21 protein-coding genes are annotated in these 23,134 nt (G+C 49.8%); 2 read left to right on the forward strand and 19 right to left on the reverse strand.

Annotated elements, in window-relative coordinates; genetic code table 11:
- The first annotated feature begins 257 nt into the window (after nt 1-257).
- Both CSR04_RS15410 and CSR04_RS15415 read left to right on the forward strand, forming a co-directional pair.
- Nucleotides 258-3,431: a TonB-dependent receptor domain-containing protein gene (locus CSR04_RS15410; RefSeq protein ID WP_102797199.1), complete on the forward strand. Its 3,174-nt coding sequence runs from the start codon at nt 258-260 to the stop codon at nt 3,429-3,431.
- Between the two features lie 87 nt (nt 3,432-3,518).
- A complete protein-coding gene (locus CSR04_RS15415) occupies nt 3,519-5,408 on the forward strand; it encodes an alpha/beta hydrolase family protein (RefSeq protein ID WP_102797200.1) in 1,890 nt (629 codons plus the stop codon).
- Nucleotides 5,409-5,464: 56 nt separating this feature from the next.
- Here CSR04_RS15415 and CSR04_RS15420 read toward each other — a convergent pair whose 3' ends face one another.
- The 19 genes from CSR04_RS15420 to CSR04_RS15510 all read right to left on the reverse strand — a co-directional run bounded on the left by CSR04_RS15420 (nt 5,465) and on the right by CSR04_RS15510 (nt 23,128).
- Nucleotides 5,465-5,848: a ClpXP protease specificity-enhancing factor gene (locus CSR04_RS15420; protein ID WP_102797321.1), complete on the reverse strand. Its 384-nt coding sequence runs from the start codon at nt 5,846-5,848 to the stop codon at nt 5,465-5,467.
- Nucleotides 5,849-5,868: 20 nt separating this feature from the next.
- The gene (gene sspA / locus CSR04_RS15425) at nt 5,869-6,501 is read right to left on the reverse strand and encodes a stringent starvation protein SspA (protein ID WP_102797201.1); all 633 of its coding nucleotides are present in this window, start codon (nt 6,499-6,501) and stop codon (nt 5,869-5,871) included.
- Between the two features lie 159 nt (nt 6,502-6,660).
- Nucleotides 6,661-7,398 (reverse strand): cytochrome c1, encoded by a 738-nt coding sequence (locus tag CSR04_RS15430; protein WP_102797202.1) that lies wholly within the window; start codon nt 7,396-7,398, stop codon nt 6,661-6,663.
- Nucleotides 7,398-8,663: a cytochrome b gene (locus tag CSR04_RS15435; protein WP_102797203.1), complete on the reverse strand. Its 1,266-nt coding sequence runs from the start codon at nt 8,661-8,663 to the stop codon at nt 7,398-7,400. Before CSR04_RS15435 ends, CSR04_RS15430 begins: the two co-directional genes overlap by 1 nt.
- Before the next feature lies 1 nt (nt 8,664).
- Entirely contained in the window at nt 8,665-9,258 is a 594-nt protein-coding gene (gene petA / locus CSR04_RS15440; protein ID WP_102797204.1) for a ubiquinol-cytochrome c reductase iron-sulfur subunit, read from the reverse strand.
- Nucleotides 9,259-9,497: 239 nt separating this feature from the next.
- The gene (gene rpsI, locus CSR04_RS15445; RefSeq protein ID WP_102797205.1) at nt 9,498-9,890 is read right to left on the reverse strand and encodes a 30S ribosomal protein S9; all 393 of its coding nucleotides are present in this window, start codon (nt 9,888-9,890) and stop codon (nt 9,498-9,500) included.
- Between the two features lie 13 nt (nt 9,891-9,903).
- Complete coding sequence (rplM, locus tag CSR04_RS15450; RefSeq protein ID WP_102797206.1) at nt 9,904-10,332, reverse strand: 50S ribosomal protein L13; 429 nt, start codon at nt 10,330-10,332, stop codon at nt 9,904-9,906.
- A gap of 252 nt (nt 10,333-10,584) precedes the next feature.
- Nucleotides 10,585-11,094 carry an S-ribosylhomocysteine lyase gene (gene luxS / locus CSR04_RS15455; protein ID WP_102797207.1) on the reverse strand — a complete coding sequence of 170 codons (510 nt, stop codon included), beginning with the start codon at nt 11,092-11,094 and terminating at the stop codon, nt 10,585-10,587.
- 89 nt (nt 11,095-11,183) lie between these two features.
- Complete coding sequence (locus CSR04_RS15460) at nt 11,184-11,747, reverse strand: isochorismatase family protein (protein ID WP_102797208.1); 564 nt, start codon at nt 11,745-11,747, stop codon at nt 11,184-11,186.
- A gap of 3 nt (nt 11,748-11,750) precedes the next feature.
- A complete protein-coding gene (locus CSR04_RS15465) occupies nt 11,751-12,101 on the reverse strand; it encodes a DUF4870 domain-containing protein (protein ID WP_102797209.1) in 351 nt (116 codons plus the stop codon).
- A 93-nt stretch (nt 12,102-12,194) separates the two neighbouring features.
- Complete coding sequence (locus tag CSR04_RS15470) at nt 12,195-12,617, reverse strand: DUF192 domain-containing protein (protein ID WP_102797210.1); 423 nt, start codon at nt 12,615-12,617, stop codon at nt 12,195-12,197.
- A gap of 71 nt (nt 12,618-12,688) precedes the next feature.
- Nucleotides 12,689-13,054, reverse strand: a complete 366-nt coding sequence (locus CSR04_RS15475) for a hypothetical protein (RefSeq protein ID WP_102797211.1) — start codon at nt 13,052-13,054, stop codon at nt 12,689-12,691.
- A gap of 103 nt (nt 13,055-13,157) precedes the next feature.
- The gene (locus CSR04_RS15480) at nt 13,158-14,333 is read right to left on the reverse strand and encodes a hydroxymethylglutaryl-CoA reductase (protein ID WP_102797212.1); all 1,176 of its coding nucleotides are present in this window, start codon (nt 14,331-14,333) and stop codon (nt 13,158-13,160) included.
- Nucleotides 14,334-14,439: 106 nt separating this feature from the next.
- A complete protein-coding gene (locus tag CSR04_RS15485) occupies nt 14,440-14,808 on the reverse strand; it encodes a hypothetical protein (protein ID WP_102797213.1) in 369 nt (122 codons plus the stop codon).
- 64 nt (nt 14,809-14,872) lie between these two features.
- Nucleotides 14,873-17,485, reverse strand: coding sequence for a bifunctional aconitate hydratase 2/2-methylisocitrate dehydratase (acnB, locus tag CSR04_RS15490; RefSeq protein ID WP_102797214.1), 2,613 nt, complete (start codon nt 17,483-17,485; stop codon nt 14,873-14,875).
- A gap of 197 nt (nt 17,486-17,682) precedes the next feature.
- Nucleotides 17,683-18,777: a tetratricopeptide repeat protein gene (locus tag CSR04_RS15495; RefSeq protein WP_146027184.1), complete on the reverse strand. Its 1,095-nt coding sequence runs from the start codon at nt 18,775-18,777 to the stop codon at nt 17,683-17,685.
- 133 nt (nt 18,778-18,910) lie between these two features.
- The gene (locus tag CSR04_RS15500; protein WP_102797216.1) at nt 18,911-19,744 is read right to left on the reverse strand and encodes an HDOD domain-containing protein; all 834 of its coding nucleotides are present in this window, start codon (nt 19,742-19,744) and stop codon (nt 18,911-18,913) included.
- Nucleotides 19,744-20,001 (reverse strand): DUF1289 domain-containing protein, encoded by a 258-nt coding sequence (locus CSR04_RS15505; protein WP_102797217.1) that lies wholly within the window; start codon nt 19,999-20,001, stop codon nt 19,744-19,746. The genes CSR04_RS15500 and CSR04_RS15505 overlap by 1 nt, the downstream gene beginning before the upstream one ends.
- Nucleotides 19,988-23,128: an efflux RND transporter permease subunit gene (locus tag CSR04_RS15510; RefSeq protein ID WP_102797218.1), complete on the reverse strand. Its 3,141-nt coding sequence runs from the start codon at nt 23,126-23,128 to the stop codon at nt 19,988-19,990. The genes CSR04_RS15505 and CSR04_RS15510 overlap by 14 nt, the downstream gene beginning before the upstream one ends.
- Nucleotides 23,129-23,134: the final 6 nt, after the last annotated feature.

The following is a 23,134-nucleotide window of genomic DNA, read 5'->3' on the forward strand; positions in this document are numbered from 1 at the left end:
CACTTACCCACAAGTGCCACACTTTTCAAAAGCATTTTTTGCAACATTTCATATACATACCACCACTTTGTGACAACTTTGGGCATTCATCGCAACATCTGACACAAATTGTTGCAATTACTATCTTCCCGTAATAAAACTTTAACTATGCGTCCTGCTTGTCTCACTAATAAGTCATGGCGCTGACAACACTCTAAATATAAAAGTCTGAACCGGATTTTACGGATTCTGAGATTCAGATAAAAAAGGGAAACAACATGCTTAAAAAAAATAGAATCGCCAGGGCGATTCAATATTCACTCCTATTAGGTTCGGTTAGCATTGCTCAGGCTGCACTTGCTCAGGAAGCACAGCAACAAGACGATTCGCTGCTTGAAGAGGAAGTCATTGAGAAAGTAGCAGTGACCGGTTCACGTATACGCAAAGCTGAATTCTCCAGCGCCTCACCGGTACAGGTCATCAGTGGCGAAGTCTCCAGAGAGATGGGGCTGTTTAATGCCGAAGACATGTTGCAAAGCACCAACCAGGCTTCGGGTCTGCAAATTGATAATAGCTTTGGCGGTTATGTATTAGACAATGGTCCAGGTGCGTCCACTATCGGCTTTCGCGGCTTAGGTGCTGAGCGAACCTTAGTTGTTATGAATGGCCGCCGTATCGCGCCAGCCGGCGTCGGTGGTGCACCTGTTGCACCGGATTTGAACTTAATTCCTGGTGTCATGATTGAGCGGGTTGAAAACCTGTTTGATGGCGCGTCCACCGTTTATGGTTCTGACGCTATTGCCGGTGTCGCCAACATCATTTTGCGTAAAGATGTTGAAGGTTTTGAGATTGAAGGCTCTTATTCAAACCCTCAGGCTGGGGGTGGTGAAGAAGAAATTCTATCGGCCATGTGGGGAAAAACGACCGACAATGGCTTTATTACCGTAGGTTTAGAATATAACAATCAGCGTAAGCAGTCTCTTGGACAAAACGCCTTTACCGGTAATTGTACCGAGATGTATTATGAGGACGAAAACGGCAATAAACTTACCGAATATCGCAGCGTCGCCCCGTCAAGCAACCCGGTTGATTCATGCTATCTGTTCCCTCTGACCAATAGGATCCAGGCTGAAAACTTCTGGGGTAGCCTGTACCACACACCGGGCACTAGTAACGTTGGCATTCCGAATTTCTCTGAGTCTGGCGTCCCCTTCGTTTATGCCGGATTGTTTCCGGATTGGGTAGCGGTAGATGGAAATGGTGACGGAATTCCTGACAGTGCCATCGTCGATGGTGATGGAGACGGTCTCCAGGATTTCTCCTTCCAGGACCCCTACTATGCTTATGAAAGAACAGATCGTGCGAATTCCGCAGATTTTATCAACCCGCTGAAACGCTATTCTGCCATGGTAAACGGCGAGTACAATTTTGGTGATGATAACGATACAACGGTATTTTTCGAAGGTTTATATGCCCGTCGTAAAGGGGAGTTTTTCACCCCTGGTGCGCAACTGTTCCCTTGGGTACCCAAGACGAACCCCTTTAACCCTTGCGGCACATTTGCACCTAACTGCGAAGCATCATTGGAAATTGATCGCGGTGGTGTAAGGACTCGTCCGATCCTGAATGGCATCCGGGGAGACAGAGATTTGTACAAAATCGATGTTGAACAGTACAGATTGGTTACAGGCCTAACCGGTAACATCGGTGCGTTTGACAATTTGGGCGAAGGTAACTGGGTATATGAGATTTATGCCGGTTACAGCGCATCTAAGGGTACTGATAGCCGTAACGGTATTCACATTACGCGACTGGAACATTCACTGAACACTACCGTTTTGAACGACGACGGCACCTATTCGTGTGGTAATGGCAGCGATGGCTGTGTGCCAGTGAACCTGTTTGCGGACAACATGTTTGCTGAAGGTGGCGGTCATTTTACCGAAGCGGAAGAAAACTATCTGTTCGCTGAACGTTATATGGAAACTAAGGTTAAACAGAGCATCATCAGCGGATACGTGGCCGGTGACCTGTTTACACTCCCATGGAACAACGAAATTGTTCCTATGGTATTAGGTGCTGAATTCCGCAAAGACGAAATTGAATCTAATCCTAATGACGTCGCAACCGAAGGCCTGTTACTGCATTACTTCACAGACAAAGGGGCGGACGGCTCACGCAATATGCGCGAGGTCTTCACTGAGTTCGAATTTCCACTGCTGCGTGGTAAAGAATGGGCTGAAGAGCTGACCCTGACCGCTTCTGGCCGCTGGACTGACGAAAGCTATTATGACCCGGCATCAACCTACAGCCTGAAGATGGTGTATCGTCCGGTTGAGTGGTTTACCCTTCGTGGTACTAAGGGCTCGTCTTACCGTGCACCTAACCTGCGTGAGCGTTTCCTGAATGGTACCACTGGTTTCAACAGCGTATTTGACCCTTGTGTGGTGCCCGAAGCGGCGCGGGTGGAATCACTGGATCCTAACCTGCCCTCTACCTATGATGCAGCGGAAGAAACCCGCTTGGCACGTGTAATGACAGCTTGCCAAAACAATGGAGTGGATCCAACTGCCCTTGGCCTTGGCCTTACAGGCACCAGCTTCACTGGTAACATCAATTCCGAGATTGTCACCGGTGGCTCTGAAGCACTGAAGGAAGAGAACTCTGTTGCCAAAACATACGGTTTTGTATTCGAGCAACCCTTCCTGGAAGATGTTGAATTAACATTCTCAATGTCTTGGTACGACATCGAGATTACCGATGCCATTGTTGAACCTGGTCGTCAGTACATTATTGACCAATGTTTTGACAATGAACAGGTACCTGATGGTTCAAGTGGATTCTGTAGCCGCATCTCGCGCAGCTCAGATGGCAGAATCAACATGATTGATGCGAGCTTTATCAATGCCGGCCTGTATACCTCCAAAGGTCTCGACTACAACATTTACTATAATCAGGAATTTGTCCTGGATGGTAAAACTCTGGACGTAGTGCTTGATTTGCAAGCCACCCAGATGAAAGAGCAGGTCGAGGACATTTTAGGTACTGTAGACGATAACGTTGGCGAGCCAGCAATGCCTGAATGGCGTGCCAGTGCCAGGCTGTCGTTGGGCTATGATGATTTCCGTCTGAGCTGGATTACCCGCTTTATCGGTGCAGGTGAGCTGGATGAGCCAGATGACTTCGCCAATGACAGCACCACCCCACCTTGTGATGGCCTGGACATTCAGTGTCGCCCGGTATGGTATACAGAAGACTATTATCGTCATGATGTATCCCTGAACTGGACGCATGACAATTACAGTGTCACCTTCGGGATCCGCAACCTGTTTGACGAAGCGCCACCTAAAGCCGACGATGCTGGAGTTTTCTCTAGTCGCAACGTGCCTTTGGGTATAGGTTATGATCTGTTTGGCAGAACAGCCTACCTGAACTTTGGCGTCGACTTCTAAAACGTCTTTAAATCCTTAAAAACCAGGCACCTTAGTAGCAATACTCAGGTGCCTTTTATTTCAGATTGTGATGGAAGAGGATTGTTAATGAAACATCTGCTACCCGCTCTGTTGATGGCCTTGTCAACAATGGTCAATGTGCAGGCCCAAACCACGTATGAAGTGGACGCCTTCGCGGCATTGCCAGCCATTCAACAGGCCAGCGTCTCACCCGACGGCAAGCGCCTGGCTGTGCTCAGAGCCACCAGTAAAAATGGTGACTATATTATTGAAGTCAGAAATGTCAGTAGCCTCAATACTGACCCGGTCCGACTCGGGGCCGATAAAATGGAAATGACCAGCTTCAACTGGTTAAACGACAAAAAACTGGGCGTCAGGTTCAGACAGAATATTCAGGACGGCAACCGCAACTACTGGGTGGTAAAATATGCCGTGGTTAACGCCGACGGAAAAGGCGACTGGTTAGTCCCTTTTCGCGAAGACAACCGCTCCGAGTTTAACCTGCTGAGTATCCTGCCAGATAACGATGATGAAATTCTGCTCGAATACGACATCAATGATAACCGCATTCCCGATGTCGTCAGGCTCAACATTAATACCGGCCGCTCCGTCACCGTTATGCGCGGGAACGAGAAGCAAAGTGGCAACTTTATCCCCGATACTCAGGGCGAAATTCGTGCCGCGTCAGGCTATAACTCGGCCAACAACACCATTGAACTCTATGCCCGTGCCAGCACCGATGCCGACTGGAAACTAGTCAAAAGCATCTCGCCCCTGAAAAGGGAAACCTTTGATTTCCTGAGTTTCTCCAAACAAAACCCACAGGAAATCTATGTCAGAGCCACCAACGGCGAAGATAAAGCGGGTATTTACCTGTACAACATTAAAAGCGGCCAGTATTCAGAGCGTCTGTTTGGCCTGGAGTCAGTGGATGTCGATGGCCTGATCCGCAGCAACAAACCCGGTCAACGCGGTGAACTCCTTGGCTTCAGCTATACCGCCAAACAACCTGAACGTTATTTTGTCGCGGATAGCGAGCAAGCCCTGTTTGACGGTATCCAGGCATTGTTTGCCGACAAATTTGTTAACCTGGCCAGCCGCTCTGACGATGATGCCGCCATTGTGGTCTTCACCCAGAGTGACAAAGACCCTGGCAGCTACTATTTATTGAAGGACAAGAAAGACTTAACCCTGATTGGTCAAACCTCAACCTTAAAGCCTGAGCAACTGTCTGATGTGAAATACATCAGCTATAAAGCCCGAGATGGGCGTAAAATCCCTGCGTATGTCACCCTGCCAAAAGGCGACAAACCCTTCCCCACCGTGGTGATGCCCCATGGCGGCCCCTGGGCGCGTGATGTGGTGATTTACGATGAATGGTCACAGCTACTGGCCCATCACGGATATCTGGTTATCCAGCCACAATTCAGAGGCTCCGAGGGTTTTGGTCTGGATCATTGGGTGGCCGGTGACCAACAATGGGGCCTGAAAATGCAGGATGATATGGATGACGGCGCACAATTCCTGGTCGCCAAAGGTCTGGCCGACCCCAACAAACTAGCCATGTTCGGCTGGAGTTTCGGCGGCTATTCTGCCTTCGTCGGCTCCATGCGTGACAACAACCTGTACAAATGCAGTATCGCCGGCGCGGGCGTCAGTGATCTGGGGCGCATCAATGCCACCCTGAACGAGAACCGCTTCTCCCGTGAGTTACAGCGCCCTACAATCAAGGGTGTCAATCCCCTTGACCTAGTAGAGAAGGTTAATGTGCCACTGCTGGTTATCCATGGTGACATCGACCAACGGGTACCGGTTGAACACAGCAGGCTTTTTGTGGAAAAGCTTAAGAAACTCGGTAAAGACCACAAATACGTGGAGCTGGAAGGGGCTGACCACTTCTCCAATACCCTTTACTACCATCATAAAACCTTGTTCTACAGCGAGCTGCTTAACTGGCTTGAGCATAAATGTGGGTAAGGAAATCGTTGCCCGTTAAAAAGCAAAAAAGGCCATGAGTTTCATGGCCTTTTTTATTACTTAACCACCTTCAGCTGTGGTCGCCCTTTTGGTGGTTCAGGAGGCGGGGTAGGCTCAGGAGGAGAGGTTTCAGGTTCTTCCTCGAAAATCGTACCAGCACCGTTCTCTCTGGCATAAATTGCCAGCACAGCTTGTATAGGCACTTCCAGACGCCTGGCAACACCGCCAAAGCGTGCATCAAAAGTCACATCCAGATTACCCATCTGCAACTTGCCACAGGCGCTGGGAGCGATATTCAGTACAATCTGCCCATCCCTGACATGCTCCAGCGGTACTTGTGTGCCCGGCACTCTGGCATCCACCACCAAATGGGGAGTCAGATCGTTATCTACTATCCACTCATAAAAAGCCCTAAGCAAATAGGGCTTGTTGGAAGTCATCTTGATAATACTGTCCATCATCAGAGCGGGTTGTGGATTTCACGTTCCTGATCGGTCAGTGATGCTTTAAAGGAGCTGCGATCAAAGATCCGGTTCATATAGGCTTTGACTTCCTTAGCCCCTGCACCTGAAATTTCAATTCCCAGGGCGGGTAAGCGCCACAACAGTGGAGCCAGGTAGCAATCAACCAGACTGAACTCTTCGCTCATAAAGAATGGATTGTCGGCAAACAGTGGCGCCAGAGCCAGAATGTTCTCACGCAGTTCCTGACGGGCTGCGGCAACGTCACCAGCACCTTTCAGAATCTTTTCTGCCAGGCTATACCAATCCTGTTCGATGCGATGCATCATCAGACGGCTCTGCCCACGGGAAACCGGATATACAGGCATCAAGGGTGGGTGCGGGAAGCGCTCATCCAGATATTCCATGATGATATGCGAACGATACAATACCAACTCGCGATCAACCAGGGTGGGCAGTGTGCCATATGGATTCAAATCAATCAGATCCTCTGGCTGGTTAGCCGGATCCACGTAGCAGATTTCAACACCCACACCTTTCTCAGCCAGCACAATACGTACTTGATGGCTGTATATGTCCAGCGTGTCCGAGAATAATGTCATGATCGAACGTTTGTTCGCGGCTAAGGCCATTCACACTCCTCCAAAAACCAAATATCCAACGCCAATTTTATTAGTCAAATCACAACCGTATGATTTAGCTAATAAAATTGGCATCATCTAAAACGTTAAAAAAGGGCAGTGTGAATCACCACACTGCCCTTTCGCGATTATACAGGAATTTGTGCCTAATTAGTGCACATCACGCCAATATTCTTTCTTCAGCAGGTAAACAAATACAAACAGAACCAGAACAAAGACTATGACCCAACGACCAATGCTTTCGGCTTCCAATCTGGATGGCTCTCCCAGATAAACCAGGTAGTTCACCAAATCCAAAACTGCAGCATCATATTCGTCAGGGCTTAGCATGCCGGAACCATCAGATTTAATGCCCACATACACAGACTGCATTTCACCATCGATCATACGCTCTTCATGCTGATCATAAGGCACCCCTTGCAGCTCCTGCAGAACATGTGGCATACCCACTTCAGGGAAAACCTTATTGTTCACACCAAACGGACGGCTTTCGTCGACATAAAAACTTCTGAAGTAAGTGTACAGCCAGTCTGCGCCGCGCACCCTTGCAACTAGCGTCAGATCCGGAGGCGGGGCTCCGAACCATTTGGCAGCAGACTCTTTTGGAATCGCGCTCTTCATATAGTCACCGACTTTCTCACCTGTTACCTGCAGATTTTCCTGCCCCAGGTCCAGCGGAACGCCCAGATCTTCAAAGGTGCGCTGATAGCGCTGATATTGTGTCTGGTGGCAGCCCATGCAGTAGTTCATAAAGATCTGTGCACCACGCTGCAGTGACGGTTGGTCAGTACGGTCAATATGAGCTTTATCCAGATGCACACTATGACCACCGGCTGCCATGGCCAGAGACGGCAATAACAGGCCAATTAGAACAACGAGCTTCTTCATTAACCTATCCTCTCTGGCAGTGGCTTGGTTTTCTCATTCTTACTGTACAACCACAGCAAACCAAAGAAGGCGAAGTACATGATTGTCGCAATCTGAGACGCCGTGACTTTCCATGGCTCTTGTGGCGTACCGCCAAGATAGCCCAGGAACACAAATACAATGGCAAACACGATCAGGTTGTACTTGTGAATACCGCTGCGATAGCGCCAGGATTTCACTTTGCCACGGTCAATCCAGGGCAACAAGGCCAGCATAATAATCGCAGCAAACATCGCAATAACACCGAACAACTTATCCGGCACCGCCTTTAAAATGGCGTAGAAAGGCGTGAAATACCAAACTGGGAAGATGTGCGCAGGGGTTTTTAGCGGGTTGGCAATTTCAAAGTTAGGTGCTTCAAGGAAATAGCCACCCATTTCAGGCTTAAAGAACATGATGTAACAGAAGGCCAGCAGGAAAACACTGAATGCCACCAAATCTTTCAGCACAATATGTGGGAAGAAAGGCACCACGTCATCAATAATGTCGTACTTGTTGGTGTAGTACTCGTGCATTTTGAATTTGGTTTTCTCTTCTTCCTTTAATGAACCTTTTTTACGCTTAACTTCTACACCGTCTGGGTTGTTAGAACCCACCTCGTGCAGCGCAACAATATGCAGGAACACCAGTATCACGATAACCAGGGGCAGTGCAATGACATGCAAGGCAAAGAAGCGGTTCAGTGTGGCACCAGAGATAACATAATCGCCCTGAATCCAAACGGTTAAGTCTTCGCCGATGACTGGTATAGCGCCGAACAGCGACACGATAACCTGAGCCCCCCAGTAAGACATCTGTCCCCAAGGCAATACATAGCCCATAAAGGCTTCAGCCATCAGCGCCAGATAAATAAACATGCCGAACAGCCACAGCAACTCACGCGGCTTTTGATAAGAACCGTAGATCATGCCGCGGAACATATGCAGATACACAACGATAAAGAACGCAGAGGCGCCGGTGCTGTGCATGTAGCGGATAATATAACCGTAATCCACTTCACGCATAATATATTCGACTGAGGCAAAAGCGCGCTCAGCGGACGGCTCAAAGCTCATGGTCAGCCAGATGCCGGTGACAATTTGGTTAACCAGTACGATAGTGGCCAAAAAGCCAAATACGTACCAGAAATTCATATTTTTAGGTGCGGGGTACTCCATGGCGTGCATCTTGGCCACACGCATCATGGGAATACGATATTCAATCCAGTCGAGCAGATTCTGCCACATGTTATGCCGCCCCCTCTTGTGAACCGATAAGTATGGTGTTGTCGTCGATATACATGTAAGGCGGTACAACCAGGTTCAGTGGCGCAGGTACCCCCTGGAATACACGACCAGCCATATCGAACTTGGAGCCATGGCACGGACAGAAGAAACCGTCTGGCACACCTTCAACCTGCTCCTCAAAGGCACCGCCTTTCAGATGCTGTGGAGAGCAACCAAGGTGAGTACAAATGCCCACCAACACCAGATATTCTTCTTTCAAAGAACGGTATCTGTTGTGAGCAAACTCGGGCTGCTGTGGCTCGTCAGAGTTGGGGTCTTTGAGCTTATCTTCATGGTTCGCCAGTTCTGCCAGCAACTCTGGAGTACGACGTACAATCCAAACCGGTTTGCTTCGCCATTCAATGCGTAACAACTGACCTGGTTCGACTTTGCTGATATCTACTTCCACATCAGCACCGGCAGCTTTGGCTTTGGCACTGGGGTTCCAGGAAGCAATAAATGGCACAGCCACGCCCGCCACTCCGACGCCGCCCACCACAGAGGTGGCTATCGTCAGGAATCGGCGCCTGCTGTTATCTACTGGCGCATTGCTCATCCACTTTTCTCCAAAGGTTGGATTTAGTGTATTTCCTGACCATTCGTCTTCTGGGATTTGCAAATGTTACAGGAAATCTTGGGGGTTATATTTTAGCGGGAAATGATAAAAGAAAACCCCTGCAAAACACAAGGAAATGATGGGTAAAACAAGGTATTAGTTGACTTAATACTGGCAGGCAAGGGCAACAAAAAGAAAAACCCGGCCATGGCCGGGTTTTTGCAACATGCTGCGTAATCTTAACGCTTGGAGAACTGAGGACGTCTGCGGGCTTTGTGCAAACCGACCTTTTTACGTTCAACTTCACGAGCATCACGAGTCACGAAACCTGCTTTACGCAGAGCCGGACGCAGTGCTTCGTCATATTCCATCAGAGCACGAGTGATACCGTGACGGATAGCGCCAGCCTGACCGCTGATACCACCACCAGTTACAGTGATGTACAGGTCAAACTTGTCAGTCATTTCCAACAGTTCCAAAGGCTGACGTACTACCATGCGAGCGGTTTCACGACCGAAGAACTCTTCGATAGTGCGCTTGTTGATAGTGATTTTACCACTGCCTGGGCGAATGAATACGCGAGCAGTGGAGCTTTTACGACGGCCAGTACCGTAATATTGATTATCTGCCATAACTCAATGCTCCTTAAATATCCAGAACCTGTGGCTGCTGAGCGGCATGGGCATGCTCAGAACCAGCGTAGACCTTCATTTTGCGGAACATCGCACGGCCCAGAGGACCTTTAGGCAACATACCTTTAACCGCTCTTTCGATGATCAGCTCAGGCTTGTGGGCTTGCAGCTTCTCGAAAGTGGTTTCCTTCAGACCACCAACGTAGCCAGTATAGGAATAGTACATCTTGTCCTTGGTCTTATTACCAGTTACACGTACTTTTTCAGCGTTGATAACCACAATGTAGTCACCTGTGTCCACGTGAGGCGTGTACTCAGGCTTGTGTTTACCGCGCAGACGACGGGCGATTTCGGTCGCCAGGCGTCCAAGAGTCTTGTCTGTGGCGTCAACCACGAACCAGTCACGTTTTACCGTCTCTGGCTTAGCAACAAAAGTTTTCATTTTGACTTACCCAAAAGATTCAAATAGTTACTTGCGCCAACTTGCAGCCATGCTGCCAGTCAGCTGCTAAACCGGTGTATTTGCCCCTTCGAGCAAGCCGGTTGTCCCGCCTTCCCAAGGCGGCAGTTGTAACTGGGCAGGGCGCGCATTATACAGAATTTAGAATAAAAGGCGAGGGTAAATTTTAGGCAAAAGGTGATTCTTTGCATTTATTAAAAACCCGGCATAAGCCGGGTTTAACCTTTGGATTTGCTATAGCTTACCCAAAATTTCGTCGCTTAATTTCAGATCATCGTTCTTATTCACAGCGACACCCGCCCCGATGACATCACGGGCGATATCCTGGGCTTCCAGCAAGGAGTGCATGGCATAGGTACCACATTGGTATTCGTTTAGCTCAGGAATCTCAGACTGATTGGCCACCTTGATAACATCCTGCATAGCCGCCAGCCAGGCATCTGCCACTCGCTGCTCGGAAGGTTCACCAATCAGGCTCATGTAAAAACCAGTACGGCATCCCATAGGGGAAATATCGATAATCTCCACACCATTACCGTTTAAATGATCACGCATAAAACCAGCAAATAAATGCTCCAGTGTGTGAATTCCCTTTTCGCTCAGAATGTTCTGATTAGGAACACAAAAACGCAGGTCAAACACAGTTATGGTATCCCCTTTTGGGGTACTCATGGTTTTAGCCACGCGCACTGCTGGCGCATGCATACGGGTATGGTCAACGGTAAAGCTATCTAGCAATGGCATCGGCTTCTCCAGATTGGGTTATGATAAAAAGGGCGCATAGAATAACACTATTGCCAACCGGCCTAAACTGCCCAATAGTTTTTAGCGCACTACAAGCTGGGCAAAGATTTAATCAGGGGTAACAGGGGCTTAAAGGCGGGATGCAGGGCACTGGCCAGCCACTCAAACAACAACATCTCCACATTACAAAGTCTACAGCCTTCCTGAGTGAGTCTTTGCAGCGCCAGTTGCTTATGTGCTTCCTGCTTTGACGCCACAGCATCGGCAATAATATACACAGCGTGTTTTTGCGCTAGCAAGCCTAAAGCCGTCTGCAACACACATATATGGGCTTCAATCCCACAAAGTATTAAATATGGTCGATTAAGTGCGGCCACCTGGCGGGCAAAATCTGGCTCTGAACAAGCGTCAAAATGCTGTTTGGCAATAGGACGCCGCGCACTAAGCAGAGCGCTTATCTCAGGAACAGTCGGCCCTAGACCAGCAGGATTCTGTTCCAGCCAAAGGATAGGGATATCCAATTGCACTGCGCCTTGTAATAAGACGCAGATGCGGTGAATTAAACTTTCTGCGTCCGGCATCATACGCGCCAGTTTGCCCTGGACGTCCACTAATACCAGGGCACTATTCTGCGCGCTGAGGCGGGTAGGCATAAACTATTTAATTAAACGTACAGCAAAAGGTACGCGAAAGTCCTTACCACTGGACACGGCAACGGCCCCTAAAATACAAAAAATCAGGTGTACCAAACCAATAATTGGAATGAGCAACGCACCTATCAGAATCACGGTTAAGATCATGGCTGCGATGTAGGCAAATATGGCAGTGATAGACCAGTTCAAGGCTTCTTTGGATTGGTCCAATACATACGCATCATCCTTTTTCACCAGATAAAACACCAATCCGGGAATAAAGCCGAAGAAAATGGTCCCTATCCACAGAAGCAGCGCCAGGTTTTTAGAATCCTGACTGATGACGCCTGATTCGGTTGGAAGTGAGTCTGACATACAATTATCCTTATTTTCTGTTGTAGGAAACTGGTTTAAAAATCGACTCTACAAGAGAAAAGCACATCGCACTACTACGACCAGATGCTTAAACTACATCGCGGCTCGTATTGTCACCTTATCGCCAGACTTAATATGGTTAGCAGCAAACCAGCCCTGATTCATTTCCCAGGCATAGCTTGCGGGCGATTCTGAGTCCACTGGGGTCAGATCATGGGGCTGCATAGGTTTAATCACCAGTATTTCACCCTCGGCATTCAAAAATGCCACGTCCAGCGGTATCAGGGTATTTTTCATCCACATACTGATCACTCTGGGCTGTTGGTACTCAAACAGCATGCCGCAATCGCTGCAAAGTGATTCACGGTGCATCAACCCCATGGCTCGCGCCTCATAACTTTGTGCAAGTTCAAGCTGCAGTTGTTTTTCGCCCACTGACACCTCCACTTTGCCAAACAGGCTAGCTGCAGCCAAGCCTGAAACCGCCAAACCCAATAAAACCAATAGTAAGCGCATTGTTTTTCTACCTTGAGGATCCTGAGCGTTAAGGTATCGCTACAGCGAAGCCGACGCAACATGCAGCATAGTTATAAGCCACTGATAAAGGGCTCTATTTCACTCGCCTTGTCAGACAACAACAGAGGAATCTGCAACTTCCCCAGTGCTTGGGCCTGAATTAGATCACGAAACAATGGACCAACATCGCAGGCAATGCCAATACAGCCGTTTTCCTCTGCCTGTCGGTACGTTTCAATAAGCTCTGGTAAAGCCTCGCTGGTCAGCGCCGCTTCGTTGCCGGCATGCTCATACAATATCCATCCGGATAACTTAGCAGCAGCCAACAACAGCGCTTGTCGATAGCGCAGCAGCCCGGGGCGATTAAAACTCCCCCGGGGAAAACTGTGTAAAACACGCCCATGCAGTTTCAGTTCAAAAGTGCCGTGTTCCAGCATTGGGATAACCAGATGATCATTATGACAGCAAGTATAGATGAGCCTAAAACGCTGAATGGTCAAATCTCCAACACTCAGCGTTTCAGACACTGGAATTGAACGGTCAGGGACGATTACGCCCTAAACGATCATGGCTGCTTACCCAATGCCCGGCAATAACTGCACAAGCCAGGGAAATATCACCAGCCAGCACAGTGGCAGCGACTATCTCGGCAAATTTGTTCGCTTTGCCCTTTCCATAGCAGCCCAGTAAATTCAGGCATTCCTTTTGTGTAGGCAACCCAGTGCCGCCGCCATAGGTGGCAACAATCAAAGAAGGTAAAGTGACAGACAAATAGAGGTCATCATTTTCCAGCAATTCATGGGACAAATGGCCAGCGTGAGATTCCACCACGTTCGCTTCATCCTGACCTGTGGCTATAAAAAGGGAAGCAATACCATTGGCCGAATGCGGACCGTTATAGGCAGCGCCGGCGATACGTGCACCAACATTGGACAGCACGGCCGCCTTGGCCATCATACGGCTGTCCACATGCATGATTTTTCGCAGCACTTCTTTTTTCAACACAATCTCGGCAATCACCCGTCTGCCACGGGAATGAATCATATTCAGTTGCGAATGCTTTTTATCGGTATCCATATTGCCTGACAACAAATAGTCACAGGGAATGGGCGAATTCTGCTTGATCCATTCACTGGCCGCTAAAGTGGCTTTACTGACCATGTTTTGTCCGGCTGCATCGCCTGTGGTGTAGTTAAAACGCAGATAACGCATTTTAGCCACAGACCATTGTTCAATATGTTGTAGTTTGGCAATGCTGCTGGTGCTCTCTGCCACCTCAGCAATTTGCGCAAAATGCGCGCTTACCCATTGGCCAAAATCCCGCGCCTGGCGGGCATTTTCAAACAAAAAGGCTGGAGCGCGCTGCATAAACTGTTCAACCACCGTAGTGGTCACGCCGCCACATTCATTGATAACCCGCATGCCGCGGCTGTAACTTGCCACCAGCGTCCCTTCGGTGGTGGCCAAAGGCACGTAAAACTGGCCTTGGGCATACTCACCATCAATTTGCACCGGCCCGGCAATACCAACCGGCATTTGCACTATGCCAATAAAGTTTTCAATATTGCCCGGCAGTACTGCAGGGTCAATGCTGAACTGGCCAGTGTATTCCATTTGTTCACCGGTTTTATCAGCCAAAAATTCACGACGTTTATCGGCCATTTCCCGACTGTAATCATTGCGTCTGTCCCTGGGTATGCGGTCATCTAGATTCATGCGGTGTCCTTGTTGATTTGGGTACAAAAGATAAATAACGGCCTGACTAAGGCGATTTTCTTACTACTTCAGTATAGTTTTTAGCATTATCCAGGCCAGTTTCCATTTAAACGCCAGCAGATGGCAAAAACATGACAAGATCCAGTCCCTTGGACTGGCTGACCGCTATCTGATAGTCAGCACTTGCATCAGGAAGATGCATCAATTTGGTGCAGATTACGCACGACTCCATGGACATCGGCGCTCTTTGGCATCCATGCCACCACGCCATACGACCGCCAAGGATGGCGGAAGTGCAGAAAATGCAGGAGCAGTTTTTCTGCCCGTCCATCCATGGACATCGGCGCTCTTTGGCATCCATGCCACCGCGCCATACGACCGCCAGGGATGGCGGAAGTGCAGAAAACGCAGGAGCGGTTTTTCTGCCCGTCCATCCATGAACATCGCCGGTGAAAGCTCCTTGCAACACCGGCATACCGCTCATCCTGAGCATAAAAAAGCCGGGACAAGTCCCGGCTCTGCTTAAACATATTCGCTTATCAGGCTACATTCAGTGTAGGAATGATGTCCGCCTTAGCTTTTTGCTCGGCCTTTTTGAACTCATCCATGCGGTCGAAGTTCAGGTAGCGATAGATATCACCGGCCATAGAATCGATCTTACTGGCGTATTGCAGATACTCTTCGGTGGTCGGAATACGGCCCAGAATAGCACCGACAGCGGCCAGTTCTGCTGATGTCAGGTATACGTTGGCACCATCCCCCAGGCGGTTGGGGAAGTTACGGGTAGACGTAGACAACACAGTGCTGCCAGCGGCTACACGTGCCTGGTTACCCATACACAGTGAACATCCTGGCATTTCGGTGCGCACACCGGCACGGCCATAAATGTTGTAGTAACCTTCTTCCATCAGTTGCGCCTGGTCCATCTTAGTCGGTGGCGACATCCACAGACGTGTAGTCAGGGCTTCTTTGTTCTGCTCCAGTAGCTTACCGGCGGCACGGAAGTGGCCGATGTTAGTCATACAAGAACCGATAAAGACTTCATCTACCTTGTCACCGGCAACTTCAGACAGGGTCTTAGCATCATCCGGATCATTCGGGCAACATACGATAGGCTCTTTGATATCAGCCAGATCGATTTCGATGATTTCAGCATATTCCGCATCCGCATCGGCTTGCATCAGTTCAGGCTTAGCCAGCCACTCTTCCATCTTACGAGCACGACGCTCCAGAGTGCGAGGGTCACCGTAACCATGACTGATCATCCAGCGCAGCATAGTGATATTGGAGTTCAGGTACTCGGCAATAGACTCCTGAGACAGCTTGATGGTACAACCGGCCGCAGAGCGCTCGGCAGACGCATCAGACAGCTCAAAGGCCTGCTCAACGGTCAGGTCTTCCAGACCTTCGATTTCCAGAATACGGCCAGAGAACGCATTCACTTTACCTTTCTTGGCAACGGTCAGCAGACCTTGCTTGATACCGTAAAGCGGAATGGCATGTACCAGATCACGCAGGGTAATACCCGGCTGCATCTTACCTTTAAAACGCACCAGCACAGACTCAGGCATATCCAGCGGCATCACACCTGTGGCGGCCGCGAAAGCCACCAGGCCGGAACCGGCCGGGAAGGAAATGCCGATTGGGAAACGGGTATGCGAGTCACCGCCAGTCCCTACGGTATCGGGCAACAACATGCGGTTCAGCCAGCTGTGGATAATCCCGTCACCAGGGCGCAAAGACACGCCGCCACGATTCATAATAAAGTCCGGCAGGGTATGCTGAGTGTCAATATCTACCGGCTTAGGATAGGCCGCAGTGTGACAGAATGACTGCATGGTCAAATCGGCAGAGAAACCCAGACAAGCCAGGTCTTTCAGCTCATCACGGGTCATGGGACCTGTGGTATCCTGAGAGCCTACCGTGGTCATCTTAGGTTCGCAGTAAGTACCTGGGCGGATACCTTCCACACCACAGGCACGGCCAACCATCTTCTGCGCCAGGGTGAAGCCTTTACCGGTATCAGCTGGTTGCTCCGGCACACGGAAGAAATCAGCCGGCGGCAGACCCAGTGACTCACGCGCCTTCTCGGTCAAACCACGACCGATGATCATATTGATACGGCCACCAACACGCACTTCATCCAGGATAACTTTAGAGTTGTAGCTGTACTCAGCCAGTAACTCGCCAGTTTCGGCGTTTTTGATTTTGCCTTCAAATGGATAAATGTCGATCACATCGCCCATTTCCATTTTGTCTACATCGGCTTCGAATACCAGCGCACCGGCATCTTCCATGGTGTTGAAGAAGATAGGTGCCACTTTGGAACCAAAACAGATTCCACCGCTACGCTTATTTGGCACGCCAGGCATATCTTCACCGAAATACCACAATACCGAGTTGGTAGCAGACTTACGTGAAGAGCCAGTTCCTACCACGTCACCGATAAAGGCAACCGGATGGCCTTTGGCTTTAATTTCTTCGATTTGTTTCAGCGGGCCTACTTCACCATGCTGTTCTGGGGTTAAACCGTCACGAGTCATTTTGTACATGGCACGGGCATGCAGCGGAATATCCGGACGTGACCAGGCATCAGGCGCAGGCGAAAGGTCATCGGTGTTGGTTTCGCCGGTAACTTTAAATACCGTCACAGTGATCTTTTCTGCCAGCTCAGGGCGGCTGGTAAACCACTCGGCTTCAGCCCATGACTGCATAACGTCTTTAGCATAGGCATTACCGGCTTTGGCTTTCTCTTCTACATCATGGAAAGCATCAAACATCAGCAGGGTATGTTTCAGTTCTTCTGCGGCCTGTTCTGCCAGCTCGTTGTCATCCAACAGTTCGACCAGGGTGGCAATGTTGTAACCACCATGCATATTGCCCAGCAACTGCACTGCTGCATCTTTGCTAACCAAAGGAGATACCGCTTCACCTTTAACAATGGCGGTTAAAAAGCCAGCTTTAACATAAGCAGCTTCATCCACACCAGGCGGGACACGCTCAGAAATAAGTTCCACCAGGAAGGATTCTTCACCGGCGGGGGGATTCTTCAACAATTCAACCAGTTCGGCGACCTGTTCGGCGCTCAGAGGTTTTGGTGGGACACCTTCAGCGGCACGTTCTGCAACGTGTTGACGATATGCTTCTAACACAGTTTGGTCCTCTTCGATGAGTTGGCCGCCTTGTCACTGGTCGCCCAGTTGGCAGCAGGAACGATAAACCCGACAAGTATAAGGGTTTAGTATGAAGATTTGAATTTGCCCAGCCTTTAGTTCACTTATAGCCAGAATAAATTTCAGTGATGTTGATTAAAAATTAATAAATCTCGTGAATAAGATGGGAATAGTTCTCATCTGGATACTTCCTCACCACTGTGGGCACTGGCACGCAAAGTACTCAGTTTCGCTTCATAAAGTTGCCTTTGCCTGGTTTGATAACTTAACGCAATGGCTTTCTCCAGTGCTTCTGATGCTTTCACCAGCTTTCCCATCGCGTGATATGACTTGGCCAGTCCCAAATAGCTTTCTTCCAGATAAGGGGCCAGTTGTTGTGCTTTTAGGTAATTTTCCAGGGCGTAGTGTACTTTACCTTCAGCAAAAAAGCCCTCGGCAAGACTCAACCAATTATAGGGGTTAGCATCATCCACATTGCCCAGTTGCACGGCTATTTCAGCGGCCTCTGCACGCTTGCCCTGCCGGAGCAATAACTTACGATAATTGTCCAGCAATTCCAGCGAAGTGGCACCGCGCTCGCGCGCATAGGCATAGGTCTGCGCGGATTCATCAATTAAGCCTGCTCGCGAATATGCTACTGCCAGGCTATTTAGACTGCCGGGATTAAGCTGTCCATGTTGCAGGGCTCGCCGACTCAGTTGGTAAGCCAGCGTTAATTGATTATTCACCAGCGCCTCCGCGGCCTGATTCTGGTAAAACATCGCGATTACGTCTTGCTCGGTGCGTTTAGCGCCATAACGATCGCCTCGCGCTGGCAGATAGTCGATTACGACACCGGGGCGGCTAAGATAAAGGATGTCTTTTTCAGGTTTGAAACTGGGATCGTATACCTTGGTACGAACGTGACTGGATAACATCAACAGGTTGTTTTGCATACGATAAACCGGTGCAGAATCCACTTGCTGATAATCAAGTTCGAGGCCGACCAGTTTCGCCAGGGCACCTGTTACCAATGCCAGCGATAAACAATTCCCAGCGTTTTTTTCTAATGCCTGCTGAGCGGTGTAGGTATCGCCTTTATAGTCAAAACCGGCTAATCGGCCTTCAAGGTAATCATACAGCCGCCAGTTGGGTGCTCGTGACTGGTTGACTGGCGCATTAAAGTAATGCACAAAGTCCTGCTGTTGCTGTTGGCTGAGTTGGAAAAGCTGTGCTGCGGGTATCGGTTCAGATGGTTGTGTTGCATCTGGCCAGTTTGTTGGCAGCTGCAACTGGTATGCTAGGCCAGGGGTTGGTTTGGAAGTACTCTGACAAGCCGTCATACCCAACCATGTAACAACGACAACAATAATATTAACAACCCGCGCTTTTTTCACCCATCTGTCCCTGTTTTAGGAATACAATTCAGAACAATTCAGGATTCATAATAGCCAGGAGCTTATGTGCATCCATTCGGGTAAACTTAATGACATCCTGAATATCTTCGGCTTCCAGTTTAAGTTTTTTCAGTGCGGCCGGTGATACCAGACTGTCCAGTTTGTAACGGCTGTCGACCATATGCAGTGCCAATCGCACGGCTAAATGACCGATGGCCACATCTTTACCGTCTTTGGCCTTGATTTCACTGTGCACATGATTAATCACGTAGCAAAACTGCTCCGGCAAATGCCATGATTCTAAAATCAGGCCCGAGCACTGGGCATAGGTAAATCCCAAGAGCGCTTGCTGATGTTGCCAGGGTAGTTTGTCTTTCTGATATTTTTCGCATTCATGCGCCAAGGCGGCATCTTTGCTGGCCACCACCAGCTCAGCATATTGATGCAATAAGCCCATCACAAAATACTGCTCACTGGCGCGGATTTTAGCTGTTTTGGCCAGATGCTTGGCTAGCAGTCCGCAATAAACACTTTGTTGCCAGAAACGTCGCAGATCAATGACTTCAGATGAGAAATGCCTAAAGGCGGTGGTCGCGGTTTCAGCCAGTGCCAGGTTATACAGCGCTTCACCACCAATAACACCAACCGCTTTGGGAATAGAATTTATCTGCGCAGGAAACCGAAACAACGCACTGTTGGCCAGTTTCAGCAGCTTAGAGCTGAGGGATGGATCCACAGCAATCACCTCAGCGATATCCGCTGAATCCGCACTAACATCATCCAGCAGGGCACGAATCCGGCTGCAGGTATCCGGCAGTGCAAATGACTGGCTGGCATATTTGGCTAATTCAGTGGCTTGCATTATGACTGGTCCTCATCAAATCCCAATTGCTGTTGTTCCAACATGTCGCCTCCCCTGGCTGGTTGTTTTGCTGCATTAGCCCGCCTTTTTCGCATTTGGCAGGCCCGGATTATCTTGCGTTTTACCCCGTCGTCGATTTGATGCCAATAAAGACGCTCCTCCCTGGTTCGAAAGCATCCCAGACAATAGCCCTTGTCCCCGCTTTGGCATACACCGATGCAGGGACTGGGAATAGCAAAAAACTCAAGTTGTTGCACTTGTCCGGACCAAATCGCTTTGTCTGCGTTCCAGCATATAAAAAATTACCGGAATCACAAACAGAGAAACCAGAGGGGCCAGTATCATACCACCTAGCATAGGTGCGGCAATACGCTGCATTACCTCATGCCCGGTGCCCTGCGTCAGCATAATCGGCAACAGACTGGCCAATATGGTAATAACCGTCATGGCTTTGGGTCTGATACGTTGTACAGCACCTGCCACCACAGCTTGGTATAAACCACGTTGGCAGCGCTGTGCAGAATCCTGCCAAGCCTGATTCAGATACAGATACATTACCACACCAAATTCAGCCGCCACCCCTGCCAATGCGATCATTCCCACAACCACGGCGATGGACAGATTAAAACCCAGCCACCAGATAAGCCATAAACTACCGCACAAGGCAATAGGCAGGGTTAACATCACCACCAGGCTCTGTTGCCAACTGGACAGGGTAAGATAAAGTAAAACCAAGGATAGCAGCAGGGTAAGTGGCACCAACTGTACCAGCTTGCCTTCCACCCGCTTAATGGATTCGTATTGCCCCGACCACTGCACAGAGTATCTGGCTGGCAGTACCAACTGATTGTCGAGCAGCGCCTTAGCCTGAGTCAGGTATTCGCCGACCGAAAGATCCTGAATATCCACAAAGGTCCAGCCAACTTGCCGGGCGTTTTCGCTTTTTATCATGGCCGGACCATCCTGAATCTGTAAGCTGGCCAGCGCCGACAGTGGCACGAAAATCCCTTGGGCTGTGCTGATGGGCAAGCTGGCCAGCGCATCCAGATCCTGACGATACTGGGCTTCAACCCTGACATTCACCGGATATCGCTCATTACCTTTAACCATTTCAGACACTTTCGCTCCCCCCACGGCAGTACGAATCAATGCCTGCAACTCGGCCAGGCTGATGCCATGTTCACCCAGAGCTTGCAGGTTAGGTTGAATATCCAGATAGCGCCCGGCTGCCACGCGCTCTGAGTACACCGAGCGGGTGGCAGGGAGTTGCCGGAGCAATTGCTCAACCTGCACACCAATCTGCTCAATCTGGGCCAAGTCAGGTCCGGCGATTTTCAGCCCCAACGGCGTTTTAATGCCCGTTGACAACATATCAATACGGGTTTTGATCGGCTGCACCCAGGCATTGGTGAGACCTGGAAACTTGACGGTTGCCTGCAATTGGGCAATCACCTTATCCAAGGTCATACCTGGCCGCCACTGTGCCTGTGGTTTCAGTTGAATAGTGGTTTCCAGCATGGTCAGGGGGGCGGGATCGGTGGCCGTTTCGGCACGCCCAATCTTACCAAATACGCTTTTAACCTCCGGTATCTGGGCAATCAATCTGTCGGTCTGTTGCAGCAGCTGTGCCGCCTTACCCGCGCTGATACCCGGTAAGGTGGTCGGCATATACAGTAAATCTCCTTCATCGATTTGCGGCATAAACTCCTTGCCCAGCTGTTGCCAGGGATAGTAACCACTTGCCAGCAACAATACGGCCAGTAACAGGCAGGTTTTCGGCCAGGCCAGGGCTTTGTTCAGCAGCGGCCGGTACAGGGCAATCAGACCGCGCGACAGCAGATTCTTATGTTCCGGCACAATCTTGCCCCGCACCCAATACCCCATCAACACCGGCACCAGGGTAACCGCCAGCAGGGCCGCTGCCGCCATGGCAAAAGATTTGGTCAGGGCTAACGGAGTAAATAAACGACCTTCCTGCCCTTCCAGCACAAAGACCGGAAAAAAGCTCAGGGTGATAATGAGCAACGACATAAATAAGGCCGGACCAACCTGTCGACAGGCCAGACTGACTTGCTGCCAATGTTCAGCGCGATTAGGACGGCGGCCATGTTTGGCGTCAAACTGCTCCAGGTGCTTGTGCAGGTTTTCGATCATAACGATAGCGGCATCCACCAAGGCGCCAATGGCAATGGCAATGCCTCCCAGACTCATAATATTGGCGCTGATGCCCAATACCCGCATCAGAATAAAAGCAGACAGTAGCGCCAAAGGTAACACCAGCACCGCCACCATAATGGAACCCAGATGCCAGAGGAACAGCATCAACACCATCGACACCAACAGGATTTCCATCAGCAATTTGTCCGACAGGTTGTCCACCGCACGCTGAATAAAGTCAGATCTGTCATAGGTGGGGACAATATCCACCCCATCGGGCAGGCTGACTTTCAATTCATTCAATCTGGCTTTGACTCTGTCAATCACCTGCCGGGCATTCTCACCACTGCGCATCACAATAATGCCGCCAACCACCTCGCCCTGCCCATTCAGCTCGGCAATACCACGGCGTAATTGTGGCCCCAGCCTGACCTCAGCCACGTCTTTGATCTGCAGTGGGATATTGGCGGCGTTTCGTTTGCCCAACGGAATGGCCTGAATGTCCGCAACGGATTTAAGGTACCCCCGTACCCGAATCATATATTCGGCTTCAGCCATTTCCACCGACGCACCGCCGGTTTCACCATTATGACTTTGTAAAGCCTCAATAACCTGCTGCACCGACATTTGATAGTTGGCCAGCTTCAGGGGATCCAACACAATCTGATAGGTACGGGTCATGCCCCCCACGGTGGCGACTTCTGCCACTCCAGACACGGATTGCAGCTCTTGTTTCAGAAACCAGTCCTGCAGGCTCTTCAAATCAGCAAGATCCCAGTTGCCGCTGTTGTCCACCAAGGCATATTGATAAACCCAGCCAACGCCAGAGGCATCCGGCCCCAGTTGCGGCTGCACACCCTCAGGTAACTGGCTGGCGGCCTGGTTTAAGTATTCCAGTACCCGTGAGCGGGCCCAGTAAATGTCGGTACCATCTTCAAACAGAACATAAAGATAAGAATCGCCATAAAATGAAAAACCCCGCACCGACGTGGCACCGGGTACTGCCATCATAATATTGGCAAGCGGATAGGTTACCTGCTGTTCCACCAGTTCCGGGCTTTGCCCGGCATATGGGGTTTTGATAATCACCTGTACGTCGGATAAGTCAGGAATGGCATCAACATTCAGGCCACGCATGGCCTGCCAGCCGGCCATAGCCAGTAAAGCGCTGATTAATAACACCAGCAGACGCTGACGAATGGCCAGCTCAATTAATTTGCTCAGCATGTCAGG

Source organism: Bowmanella denitrificans, from assembly GCF_002887595.1.
Lineage (GTDB): Bacteria > Pseudomonadota > Gammaproteobacteria > Enterobacterales > Alteromonadaceae > Bowmanella > Bowmanella denitrificans.

Bases quoted from the DNA above. Each gene is read 5' to 3' on its own strand.
- CSR04_RS15410 (WP_102797199.1), top strand. From the start codon at position 258: ATGCTTAAAAAAAATAGAATCGCCAGGGCGATTCAATATTCACTCCTA.
- CSR04_RS15415 (WP_102797200.1), top strand. From the start codon at position 3,519: ATGAAACATCTGCTACCCGCTCTGTTGATGGCCTTGTCAACAATGGTC.
- CSR04_RS15420 (WP_102797321.1), bottom strand. From the start codon at position 5,848: ATGACTTCCAACAAGCCCTATTTGCTTAGGGCTTTTTATGAGTGGATA.
- sspA (WP_102797201.1), bottom strand. From the start codon at position 6,501: ATGGCCTTAGCCGCGAACAAACGTTCGATCATGACATTATTCTCGGAC.
- CSR04_RS15430 (WP_102797202.1), bottom strand. From the start codon at position 7,398: ATGAAGAAGCTCGTTGTTCTAATTGGCCTGTTATTGCCGTCTCTGGCC.
- CSR04_RS15435 (WP_102797203.1), bottom strand. From the start codon at position 8,663: ATGTGGCAGAATCTGCTCGACTGGATTGAATATCGTATTCCCATGATG.
- petA (WP_102797204.1), bottom strand. From the start codon at position 9,258: ATGAGCAATGCGCCAGTAGATAACAGCAGGCGCCGATTCCTGACGATA.
- rpsI (WP_102797205.1), bottom strand. From the start codon at position 9,890: ATGGCAGATAATCAATATTACGGTACTGGCCGTCGTAAAAGCTCCACT.
- rplM (WP_102797206.1), bottom strand. From the start codon at position 10,332: ATGAAAACTTTTGTTGCTAAGCCAGAGACGGTAAAACGTGACTGGTTC.
- luxS (WP_102797207.1), bottom strand. From the start codon at position 11,094: ATGCCATTGCTAGATAGCTTTACCGTTGACCATACCCGTATGCATGCG.
- CSR04_RS15460 (WP_102797208.1), bottom strand. From the start codon at position 11,747: ATGCCTACCCGCCTCAGCGCGCAGAATAGTGCCCTGGTATTAGTGGAC.
- CSR04_RS15465 (WP_102797209.1), bottom strand. From the start codon at position 12,101: ATGTCAGACTCACTTCCAACCGAATCAGGCGTCATCAGTCAGGATTCT.
- CSR04_RS15470 (WP_102797210.1), bottom strand. From the start codon at position 12,617: ATGCGCTTACTATTGGTTTTATTGGGTTTGGCGGTTTCAGGCTTGGCT.
- CSR04_RS15475 (WP_102797211.1), bottom strand. From the start codon at position 13,054: ATGCTGGAACACGGCACTTTTGAACTGAAACTGCATGGGCGTGTTTTA.
- CSR04_RS15480 (WP_102797212.1), bottom strand. From the start codon at position 14,333: ATGAATCTAGATGACCGCATACCCAGGGACAGACGCAATGATTACAGT.
- CSR04_RS15485 (WP_102797213.1), bottom strand. From the start codon at position 14,808: ATGCCGGTGTTGCAAGGAGCTTTCACCGGCGATGTTCATGGATGGACG.
- CSR04_RS15500 (WP_102797216.1), bottom strand. From the start codon at position 19,744: ATGCAAGCCACTGAATTAGCCAAATATGCCAGCCAGTCATTTGCACTG.
- CSR04_RS15510 (WP_102797218.1), bottom strand. From the start codon at position 23,128: ATGCTGAGCAAATTAATTGAGCTGGCCATTCGTCAGCGTCTGCTGGTG.